The 10,192-nt window shown below is 72.2% G+C and carries 11 protein-coding genes; 1 reads left to right on the top strand and 10 read right to left on the bottom strand.

Annotation, left to right across the window (positions count from 1 at the left end; genetic code table 11):
- Positions 1-20: 20 nt before the first annotated feature.
- Positions 21-665, top strand: a complete 645-nt coding sequence (locus ACFVHI_RS04655) for a response regulator transcription factor (protein ID WP_063348718.1) — start codon at positions 21-23, stop codon at positions 663-665.
- 24 nt (positions 666-689) lie between these two features.
- Here ACFVHI_RS04655 and ACFVHI_RS04660 read toward each other — a convergent pair whose 3' ends face one another.
- The 10 genes from ACFVHI_RS04660 to ACFVHI_RS04705 form a co-directional block, all read right to left on the bottom strand.
- Positions 690-1,334, bottom strand: coding sequence for a response regulator transcription factor (locus tag ACFVHI_RS04660; protein WP_063348719.1), 645 nt, complete (start codon positions 1,332-1,334; stop codon positions 690-692).
- On the bottom strand, positions 1,298-2,617 hold the full coding sequence (locus ACFVHI_RS04665; RefSeq protein ID WP_063348720.1) for a histidine kinase: 1,320 nt from the start codon (positions 2,615-2,617) through the stop codon (positions 1,298-1,300). Before ACFVHI_RS04665 ends, ACFVHI_RS04660 begins: the two co-directional genes overlap by 37 nt.
- A 163-nt stretch (positions 2,618-2,780) precedes the next feature.
- On the bottom strand, positions 2,781-3,269 hold the full coding sequence (locus tag ACFVHI_RS04670; RefSeq protein ID WP_063348721.1) for a MaoC family dehydratase: 489 nt from the start codon (positions 3,267-3,269) through the stop codon (positions 2,781-2,783).
- 174 nt (positions 3,270-3,443) lie between these two features.
- Positions 3,444-4,475: a 2,3-diaminopropionate biosynthesis protein SbnB gene (gene sbnB, locus ACFVHI_RS04675; RefSeq protein WP_380335710.1), complete on the bottom strand. Its 1,032-nt coding sequence runs from the start codon at positions 4,473-4,475 to the stop codon at positions 3,444-3,446.
- Between the two features lie 68 nt (positions 4,476-4,543).
- Positions 4,544-6,244, bottom strand: a complete 1,701-nt coding sequence (locus ACFVHI_RS04680) for an NAD(P)/FAD-dependent oxidoreductase (RefSeq protein ID WP_244293425.1) — start codon at positions 6,242-6,244, stop codon at positions 4,544-4,546.
- An 11-nt stretch (positions 6,245-6,255) separates the two neighbouring features.
- Entirely contained in the window at positions 6,256-6,984 is a 729-nt protein-coding gene (gene fabG, locus ACFVHI_RS04685) for a 3-oxoacyl-ACP reductase FabG (RefSeq protein WP_063348724.1), read from the bottom strand.
- Positions 6,981-8,102 carry a beta-ketoacyl synthase N-terminal-like domain-containing protein gene (locus ACFVHI_RS04690; RefSeq protein WP_107452908.1) on the bottom strand — a complete coding sequence of 374 codons (1,122 nt, stop codon included), beginning with the start codon at positions 8,100-8,102 and terminating at the stop codon, positions 6,981-6,983. Before ACFVHI_RS04690 ends, fabG begins: the two co-directional genes overlap by 4 nt.
- A 2-nt stretch (positions 8,103-8,104) precedes the next feature.
- Entirely contained in the window at positions 8,105-9,373 is a 1,269-nt protein-coding gene (locus ACFVHI_RS04695) for a beta-ketoacyl synthase (protein ID WP_063348725.1), read from the bottom strand.
- Positions 9,374-9,434: 61 nt separating this feature from the next.
- The gene (locus ACFVHI_RS04700) at positions 9,435-9,683 is read right to left on the bottom strand and encodes an acyl carrier protein (protein WP_063348726.1); all 249 of its coding nucleotides are present in this window, start codon (positions 9,681-9,683) and stop codon (positions 9,435-9,437) included.
- A 287-nt stretch (positions 9,684-9,970) separates the two neighbouring features.
- A complete protein-coding gene (locus ACFVHI_RS04705) occupies positions 9,971-10,174 on the bottom strand; it encodes an MbtH family protein (protein WP_063348727.1) in 204 nt (67 codons plus the stop codon).
- Positions 10,175-10,192 lie beyond the last annotated feature (18 nt).

The following is a 10,192-nucleotide window of genomic DNA, read 5'->3' on the forward strand; positions in this document are numbered from 1 at the left end:
CCCCGTGCGAGGATCAGCCTATGACGACACGCATCGTGATCGCTGACGACCAGGCAACCGTGCGGGAAGGCTTTCGACACATCCTCGACCTGCAACCGGACATGGAGGTGCTCGCGGTCGCGGGCGACGGTGACGAGGCGCTCGAGATCGCGCGAACGCTGCGGCCGGACGTCCTGCTCGCCGACATCCGGATGCCGCGGATGGACGGGCTGGAGCTGACCCGCCGGCTGGCCGAGGAGAGCCCGGGCGTACGGGTCGTCATCGTCACCACCTTCGACCTCGACGAGTACGTCCACTCGGCACTGAAGGCGGGCGCGTACGGCTTCCTGCTGAAGCGTTCCGGTGCGCCGCTGCTGATCGAGGCGGTGCGCGCCGCCGTCGAGGGAGACTCGCTGATCAGCCCGCAGATCACCACCCGGCTGCTGCGGAGCCTGGCCGGCCCGAAGCAGAAGAAGGCGCCCAAGGTCGAGCAGTTGACGCCGCGTGAGCTTGAGGTCGCGCGGCTGGTCGCGGACGGCCTGACCAACGCCGACATCGCGGAGGCGCTGTTCATCTCGGCCGGCACGGTGAAGACCCACATGGCCCACGTGCAGCGGAAGTTGAAGGTGAACAACCGGGTCGGCATCGCGGCCTGGGTCTGGGACTCGGGCGCCCGCCACGGCTGACGGCCTGCTCGCCGTGGACGGACGTCACTGGTCGAGGTAGGCGAGGACGGCGAGGACGCGGCGGTTGTCGCCGTCGGTGGGGAGGAGGCCGAGCTTGGTGAAGATGTTGCTGATGTGCTTGGCGACGGCCTTCTCGGTGATGAAGAGGCCCTGGGCGATGCCGGCGTTGGAGCGGCCCTGGGCGAGCCATTCGAGGACTTCGCGTTCGCGGTCGGTGAGGCTGCCGACGTTCTCGTCGCGTTCCTTGCGGACGAGGAGCTGGGAGATGACGTCGGGGTCCATCGCGGTGCCGCCGTCGGCGACGCGGCGGATCGAGTCGAGGAACTGGGAGCCGTTGGTGACGCGGTCCTTGAGCATGTAGCCGACGCCGCGGCCGCCGCTGGCGAGGAGTTCGCGGGCGTAGAGCGGTTCGACGTACTGGGAGAGGAGCAGGACCGGGAGGTCGGGCATGGTGCGGCGGGCGGTGAGGACGGCGCGCAGGCCCTCGTCGGTGAAGTTCGGCGGAAGCCGGACGTCGACGACCGCGACGTCCGGCTGCTGCTCGGTGAGGGCTGCGAGGAGGTCGGCACCGTTGTCGACGGCGGCCACCACCTCGTGTCCGTAGGCCTGGAGGAGGCGGATCAGGCCGTCCCTCAGGAGGAAGTGGTCTTCGGCGAGGACAATACGCACGGAAGCTCCATCGTCACCATGGTCGGGCCGTTGACGGGGCTGTTCACGGCCAGGACCCCGTCGAACGTGCTGAGTCGTCGCTCGATGCCGCGCAGGCCGGTGCCCCGGGTGGCGTCGGCGCCGCCGCGGCCGCTGTCGGTCACGGTGATGCGCAGCATGCCGTGATCGTAACGGATGTCGATCCAGGCCCGGTCGGCGCCGGAGTGCTTGGCGACGTTGGTGAGGATCTCCGAGATCGCGAAGTAGGCGGCGGACTCGACGGGCATCTCGGGGCGGCCGGGGAGGTCCACGACGACCTCGGTGGGGACCGGGCAGACCATGGCCAGCGCCCGCACCGCGTCGGCGAGTCCGCGGTCGGCGAGGACCGGCGGGTGGATGCCGCGGACCAGGTTGCGGATCTCCTCCAGGGCCTTGGAGGAGGACTGGCGGGCCTCGATGAGCAGCGCCCGGACGGCCTCGGGGTTGGTCTCCAGCAGGTGTTCGGCGGCGTCCAGGGTCATGCCCATCGCGACCAGGCGGGCCTGGGCGCCGTCGTGCAGGTCGCGTTCGATCCGTCGGATCTCGGCCATCTGGGTGTCGACGGCGGTGCTGCGGGTGGTGGTGAGGTGCTGGATCCGGCTGGCCATCAGTTCCTGCTCGCTGGGGGCGAGCATGGAGTGGGTGTACAGGGCGTGCTTGCGGACGGCGCGGGGGGCCATCCACAGGGCCAGCGGCAGTTGCAGGACGCCGAGGACGCCGGCCAGTACCGCGGTGGCCTGGCCGTCGATCGGGATGAACTGGTACCAGAGGCCGTCCCACTGGGTCGACAGCGGGACGCCGAAGAAGGCCAGGAAGATGCCCCAGAAGCCGCTGAGCAGGACGGCGATCGGCATGAAGGCGAGGAAGCCGCCGGCGATCGGGTCGGTGAGCACCCAGGTGAACTCCCGCTTGGTCTGCGGGTCGCTCATGATCCAGCGGTAGCGGGCGACGGCTCCCGAGGCGCCCTCGGGGGCGGCCGGCAGGCCGCTGGGCGGGCCGGGGATCTGCACGCCGGACCAGCGCTCGGACAGGCCGCGCTGGCGGGCGGCCAGCGCCCGGACGCGCTCCATGGCCCGCGGCACCAGGCCGAGGCCGGGGCCGACGAGGGAGATCGCGCCGGTGACCCCGAGCGAGCGCCCGAAGGCCGCGACGGACATCCAGCAGAGGGCCAGTGCCCGCCGCAGCCCGGTGAATCCGGCGGGGACGGAGAATCCCCTGATCTCGACCGCCGAGGGGCTTCCCCCGAGCTTCATCGTGCGGTCCATGACCCGCTCCTCTCTGTGCCGTTCGCTGTGCCGCGGCCGTGGTGGCCGTGTGACCATTCTGGCGGGGACGGCGTGCCGGAATCGGTAGTAATAACCCCCCTCTTGCACGACCGGAGGGGGAGGTTCTTCTACCTGGCGGCGGCGGTGACGTCGGCGGGTGGGCTCAGAAGCCGTCCGAGCCGCCCTCGGCGGTGTCGGGGGCGGCGACGAAGAGGGACAGGGTGTCCGCCACGCAGGCCGCGTGCTGCTGGCCCTCGACCTCCACCGTCATCCGGACCGCGGCCAGGTGGCCCATCGGGGTCTCGCGGACGCTGGTGACCTTGGCGCCGCCGCGGACCCGGGCGCCGACCGGGATCGGGCGGGGGAAGCGGACCTTGTCCAGGCCGAAGTTGACGCCCAGTTTGACGTTGTGGATCTCGAAGATCGCGCGCATCATCGCGGGCAGCAGGCCGAGCGTCATGTAGCCGTGGACGATGGTCCCGCCGAACGGGCCGGTGGCGGCGCGCTCCGGGTCCACGTGGATCCACTGGAGGTCGCCGGTGGCGTCGGCGAACTGGTCGACGCTGTGCTGGGTGACGTCGAGCCATTCGCTGTAGCCGAGGTGCTCCCCGGTCGCCCCGGTGAATTCGGCCAGGTTGGCAAAGGATCTCATGCGGGTGATTCTGGGCGGCCGTCCATGGCGCGGACAAGGCGTCGGGGGGCCGTGGGGCCGTTCGGTCAGCGTGCCGTCAGTTGGCCGTCAGCGGAGGGGGCGGGGCGGCGGGAAGGCCGGAGGCCCGCCGGCGCCGGGAGCGCGGGCGGGCCTCTGGGGCAGGGTGGGGAGGGCTCAGCCGTAGCGCTTGAGCTCGTGGAAGAAGTCCGGGACGGTGTGCAGCTGCCCGGCCGCGAGGACGCGGTCGTAGACGTGCTTGGCGACGGCCATGTCGAGCACGCCGAGGCCGAACGGGGAGAAGACCACCGGCCGGTCGGACGGCGGGGTGATCGTGCCGGTGAGCACGTCGTAGAGCGTGCCGGCGACGAACTCGCGGTGGCCGACGCGCTGTTCGGCCAGGTGCGGCGAGGTGCCGGCCTTCATGCAGTGCTCGATGTCGTCGACGACGTTCCACGAGTCGAGGACGATCTCGGGGGAGAGGTCGCGCAGCGAGACGTGCAGCACCAGCGGGTTGTGCGAGAACCACTGCGGGTCCGTCACGTGCGGCTCGCCGGCGATGGTGGCGAAGACCACCAGGTCGCTGGAGCGGATCAGGTCCTCGGCCTTGTCGTGGACGGTGATCTCCACGCCCTCGCCCTCGGCCCGGCGCAGGTAGTCGGAGAAGCCCTCGGCGTGCTCGGCGGACAGGTCGTGGACGCCGGCCGCGGTGAAGTCGAAGCCGTTGGCGGCGAGGTAGGTGTGCACGTAGCGGGCGATCAGGCCGACGCCGAAGAAGCCGACCCGGGTCGGGCGCTCGCCGCGGGCGTCGGCGAGCCGGGCCGCCGCGAGGGCCGCGGAGGCGGCGGTGCGCGCCGCGCTGATGATCGAGCTCTCCAGGCAGGCGAACGGGTAGCCGGTCTCGGCGTCGTTGAGGATCAGGACGGCCGAGGCGCGCGGGAGGCCGGCCGCCACGTTGTCCGGGAAGCTGGAGATCCACTTGATGCCGTGCACGCCGACCTCGCCCTTGACCGAGGCCGGCAGCGCGATGATCCGGGAGGACGGGCGGTCGGGGAAGCGCAGGAAGTACGAGTCCGGGTTGACCGTCTGCCCCTCGCCGTGCAGCCGGTACGCGGCCTCGACCGTGGCGACGACCTCGTCCTCGTGCCCGTTGAGGGCCTCGTGCACCTGGGCGCCGGAGACCACGGCGAAGGGAGGGACCTGATTCATGGGAACAGTGCTCCTGGTCGGAGGGGTGCGGATCGGAGGGTGGGGAAACGGGAGGGGCGGAGGAGGGGTCAGCCGATGCGGGCCAGGCCCTTGGCGCGCTGCCGCGCCCGCCCGCGCGAGACCACCAGCGGGTCCCAGTCCGGGCCGCGGTCGGGCAGCCGGGAGGGGTCGCCGAGCACCGCGCCGCCGAACACCTCGCGCAGCAGCCCGCGGCCGATGATGTCGGAGGCGGCGGCCATGCCGCTGTTCGCGACCGCGGCGATGCCGCTGCCGTAGCGGACGCTCTGGCCGACCACGTACAGGCCCTCGACCTCGGTGCGCACGTCCGGCCGCTGGTTGGAGCCGCCCCAGCTGGCCATGCCGTACGGGGTGCCGCCGGTGGCCCGGATGTAGCGCTCGTGGGTGAGCGGGGTGGCCGTCTCCAGGTGGGTGATGCGCTCCCGGAACGGGCCGATGACCTTCTCGGCGGTGGCCAGCATGACCTCGGTGAGCTGCTGCTTGCGGGCGAGGTAGGCGGCGTTGCGGCGGTAGGGCTCGCCGTCGGCCGGGCCGCCCTCCAGGCCCCAGAACCCGTAGCCGGGCGGCAGGCCCGTCATGAGCTGGAAGTTGCTGTGGCCGGGCGGGCAGACGGCGGTGGCGCCCGGGTCCTTGAGGGAGGCGAAGGAGAAGGTGAGCGCCGGCACCGAGTCCATCGAGCCGTCCCGCGCGTACCGCTCCAGCATGGCGGCGTGCGCGCCCTCCATGTCGTCGCTGTCGTGCCACCAGAGGTTGGCGTTGGGCAGGCCCGGCAGTTCGGTGTCGAGCCCGATGTACACCGAGACGAAGGAGCCGCGCATGGTCGCCGCGCGGGTGCGGGCCACCACCTCGGCGGGGAAGGCGTCCTCGCCGCCGCACAGGTCGAGGACGGTGCGCCGGTAGTCCGCGTTGGAGATGACCAGCGGGGCCGAGACCCGCTGCCCGTCGGTGAGTTCGACGCCGGTGGCGCGCCCGTTCTCGACCAGGATGCGGCGGACGTCGCAGCGGGTGCGCAGTTCGCCGCCGTGCGCCTCCAGCGCCTCGACGAACGCGGCGACCATCGCCTGGCCGCCGCCCTCGGGGTAGTACGCGCCGCGCAGGTAGTGGTCCATCATCGAGGCGTGGTGGGCCAGGCTGATGCCGTCGGGCATGGTGCCGTAGTTGCCGGCCTGCGCCGCGAGCAGCGTGCGCGCCTTGGCGGAGAGGCCGAAGTGGCCCAGGGCGTCGGCGAAGGTGCGGCGGGACCAGCGCATGGTCTGCGGGGACTTGCGGAACAGGTCGACCAGGGACTCGCCGTTCAGGCCGGCGCGGGTCGAGCCGGCCACGTTCTCGGCGAGTTCGAGGAAGCCGGCGATCCGGTCGGCCTCCTCGGGCAGGGCCTGCCGCAGCCGGTCGCGGTAGGCGTCCCAGCCGGCCGGCACGTCGACGGTCGCGGTGGGCGTGATGATCCGGTCGAAGCCCTGCTCGTTGTCCATCGGCCGGAACCGCACCCGGTCCAGGACGCCGAGGCCGGCCAGGATCGCCGGGAAGTGCCCGTCGGGGCCGCAGTCGCCGAGGTAGTGCGTGCCGACGTCGAACTCGTACTTGCGCCGGCGGCGGAACACGTGCGCGTTGCCGCCGGCGATGTCGTGCTGTTCGAGGACGAGGACGCTGCGCCCGTCGGCCGCCAGGTAGCCGGCGGTGGTCAGGCCGCCGATGCCGCTGCCGACGACGATCGCGTCGTAGTGGTCGCGCAGTCCCTGGGCCCCCTGCATTCGTGCTCCCATCAGAACGTGCCGCCGCCGTGGATCTCGAAGACCGACCCGCTGATGTAGGCGGCGCGGTCGGAGACCAGGAAGGAGACCAGGTCGGCCACCTCCTCGGGCTTGCCGGCCCGGCCGAGGGCGACGTTCTTCAGCATCCGCTCCACCGCGGCGTCGGACATGTCGCCGACCATGTCGGTGGCGATCAGGCCCGGCGCGACCACGTTGGCGCGCACGCCGCGCGGGCCGGTCTCCTTGGCGAGGGACTTGGTGAAGCCGATGATGCCGGCCTTGGACGCGGCGTAGTTGGCCTGGCCGAGGTTGCCGTAGATGCCGGACACCGAGGACAGGTTGACGATCGATCCGCTGCGGCGCTTGCTCATCGCGAAGGCGGCGGCGCGGCACACGTGGTACACGCCGTCCAGGTTGGTGCGCAGGACCTGGTTCCAGTCGTCCTCCGGCATCAGGATGACCGGGCGGTCCCGGGTGATGCCGGCCGAGGTGACGGCGGCGTCCACCGGGCCGACCTCGCGCTCGGTGCGGTTGTACCAGTCGCGGACCTGCTCCGGGTCGGCCACGTCGCACTGGGTGGCCGTGATCCGGGTGCCGAACTCTCCCGCCTGCTTGGCGAGTTGCTCGGCAGCCTCGGCGTTGGAGCGGTAGCAGAAGGCGACGTCGTAGCCGTCCTGGGCCAGGCGCAGCACGATGGCCTTGCCGATGCCCCGGGACCCGCCGCTGACCAGGGCGATCACGCGTGCTCCCCGAAGAGTCTCAGGACGGCGCAGCCCACCGCGCCGTCACGGTCGACGGCGGACACCAGGGCGATCCGGCCCCGGGCCGCCGGGTCGGCCTCGGCCACGCCGAGCACCGCCTGGATCTGGAAGGACGCGGAGGCCGCGCTGGTGTCGCCGAGCAGTTCCATGGACGGGACCCGGCCCAGTGCCTCGGCCGGCAGCAGCGCGGCGAGCGCGTCGTACTCGGCCCGGCCGGCCGCGGTCGGCGCGGCGCACGGGACGGCGGCCCAGACCTCGTCGGCGGTGACGCCGGCGCGGGCCAGGGCGCGCTGCACGCACGCGGTGACGGCGGCCTTCGGGTCGTCGTCGATGTCGACGCGGGTCTCCACCGCGAGCACCGCGGCGAGCGCCGGGCGCTGGGCGGTGCCGGCGTGCTCGACCACGAACAGGCCGCAGCCCTCGCCGAGCAGCGGCGTGGAGTCGCCGGCCGCGACGGCGGTGTGCTCGATCCAGGCGTGCGCGGCGGAGAACTCCTCGGCCGAGCCGACCAGGTACTTGGTCGCCCGGCCCTGGCCCATCAGGCGTCGCGCGTAGTTGAGGGCGAGCAGGCCGCTGACCCGGCCGCCGGCGACGGTGGTGTTGGGGCCCTTGAGGTCGTGCCGGATGGCGGTGGCGCCGGCGGCGTGGTTGAGGCTGCCGAAGGGGATGCGGCCGGCGTCGACGTGGAAGGGCAGCGCGTTGGTGTAGGACTGCTTGAGGAAGTTGGTGACGTTCTCCAGGCTGCCCATCGAGATGCCGAGGACCACACCGGTGCGGTCGTCGGTCTCCACCACCCGGTTGCCGTCAGCGTCCTTGAGCAGGCCGTCGGAGGCGACCAGGGCCAGCGCGGTGAGCCGGTCCATCTTGGCGGTGCCGGTGGGGCCGAGCAGGCCCTTGATGTCGAAGCCGGGCACCAGGCAGACGTCGGGCGACGGCAGCGTGCCGAGCGCGGCGTCCGCCTTGACGGCGGTCTTGGCGCCGGCGCGCACGCCGGACGCGAAGTCCTGGCGGGTCAGGCCGTACGGCGACACGGCCGACCAACCGGTGATGACGAGTGTCTCCGGCGGCAGGGCCGCCGGGGTGGCTGCGGTGGTCATCGTCAGACTCGCTCTCCGTACGTGCCCAGAATCAGGATGGCGTTGTTGCCGGCGAAGGCGCTGGAGTTGTTCTCCACGATCCGGACCTCCGCGTCGACGGCCTGGTTGGGCACGACGTCCAGCGGGCAGTCGGGGTCGGTCTCCACGTGGTTGATGGTCGGCGGGATGAACTGGTGCTCGATGGCGAGGCTGCAGGCGATCGCGCCGAGCGCGCTGGCCGCGCCCATCGAGTGGCCGAGCATCGACTTCACCGCGACGGTGCGCGGCGGTGCGTCGCCGTACACGTCGACGATGGCGGCCGACTCGGTCTTGTCGTTGGCCTTGGTGCCGGTGCCGTGCGCGGAGATGAAGTCGATCTCGTCCCGCTCGACCCCGGCGTCGTCCAGGGCGAGCCGGATGCCGCGCGCGATGCCGTCGCGGTTCGGCGCGGTCGGGTGGGCGGCGTCGCAGCTGAGGCCGTACCCGAGCACCTCGGCGTAGATGTGCGCGCCGCGGGCGAGGGCGGACTCCAGGCTCTCCAGGACGAGGATGCCCGCGCCCTCGCCGGTCAGGATGCCCTGGCGGTTCTTGTCGAACGGGCGGACCACGTCCGGGGTGAGCGCGCCGAAGCGCTTGAACAGCGCGAAGGCCTTGCGGCAGACGGCGTCGGCGCCGCCGCACAGGGCGATGTCGACCTCGCCGGAGCGGATCGCGTCCAGCCCGTAGCCGATCGAGTAGTTGCCCGCCGCGCAGGCGGTGGTGATGGTGGTCGGCTCCACGTTCGGCATCCGCAGCTCGCGGGCGATGACGGTGGTGAGCCGGCCGGCGTTGATCCGGCGGGACAGCACCGGGTCCATGCCCTCCGGGTCCCCGGCCGCGATCTCCTGCTCGACCAGCACGCCGATGTCGTGCCCCTCGCCGTCGGTGGTGCCGACGCTGATGACGGCCTGGCGCTCGCCGAGGTCGGCCTCGGTGAGCCCGGCGTCCTCCACGGCCATCCGGGCGGCGGCGACGGCGAACTGCCCGGCGCGGCCCATGTCGTCGAGGGGGACGTTGCGGATCCAGCGCTCCGGCTCGAAGTCGGGGACCTCGCAGGCGATGTTCTGGCCGAACCCCTCGGTGTCGAACCGGGTGATCGGCCGCGCACCGGAGCGGCCGGCCCGCAGCCCCGCGGTGTACTCCTCGACACCCGTGCCGATGCTGGAGATCGCCCCGAGGCCGGTGAGGACGACCCGGCGGCGGTCGGCGGGCACGCCGGCGCGGGGTGCCGCTGGTGACTGTGCGGTGGACATGGGACTCCTTAAGCAGTGGGATGCCTGCGGGCGGGGGTTCCGGTCCCGGAACCCGCCCCGATCACCAGCCGGCGGCCGTCGCGGTCACCTGGTACGTGGCCTCCACGTTCACCATCTTCGGCAGCTCGTTCATGTCGATGACGATGGAGTACTCCATCTCCAGGGCGCTGAGCACGTCGATGAGCTTCAGCGAGTCGGCGCCCAGCTCGTCGACGAACAGCGCGGTGTCGGCGAACTCGGTGTGCACGTCGATGTTCTCGGCGATGATTTCGCGGATCCGGGTGAGACGCTCCGGGGCTACCGTCGTCATGCTCGTTTTCCTCCGTTTTTGCGGGTGCCCTGTGCGGGTGCCCTGGGGTGCCCGGAAATCGGGCCTCTGAGCAGCAAATTAGTCAGGCCCGATGACGGGTCGATGACGTCCAACTGACCGCTCACTGACGGGTCCTGGCGGGGTGTCGCGTGCCTGGTGGGGAGGGGTGCCGGGGACAAAACGGCCGCCCGCCGCACCGGCGGGCGAAGGCCCTGGGGGTGCGGCGGGCGGCGGGGTCGGAGCCGTCCGGCGGCGTTCTTCCGGATTCCGGGCGCGGGCCCGGCCGGTCAGCCCTGCTGCTGGAGGCTGAGCGGGCGCATGTCCGTCCAGTTGCCCTCGATGTGGGCGACGGCGGTGGCCCGGTCGGTGGCCTCCAGGGTCACCGACCAGCCCTCCGGGACGGCGGCGAAGGACGGCCACAGGGAGTGCTGCCCCTCCGCGTTGACGAGGACGAGGAAGGTGCCGTCTTCGCGGTCAAAGGGGTTCGCCATGACTGTTCTCCAGATCTC

Origin of the sequence: Kitasatospora sp. NPDC127121 (assembly GCF_042677305.1) — a bacterium.
GTDB lineage: Bacteria > Actinomycetota > Actinomycetes > Streptomycetales > Streptomycetaceae > Kitasatospora.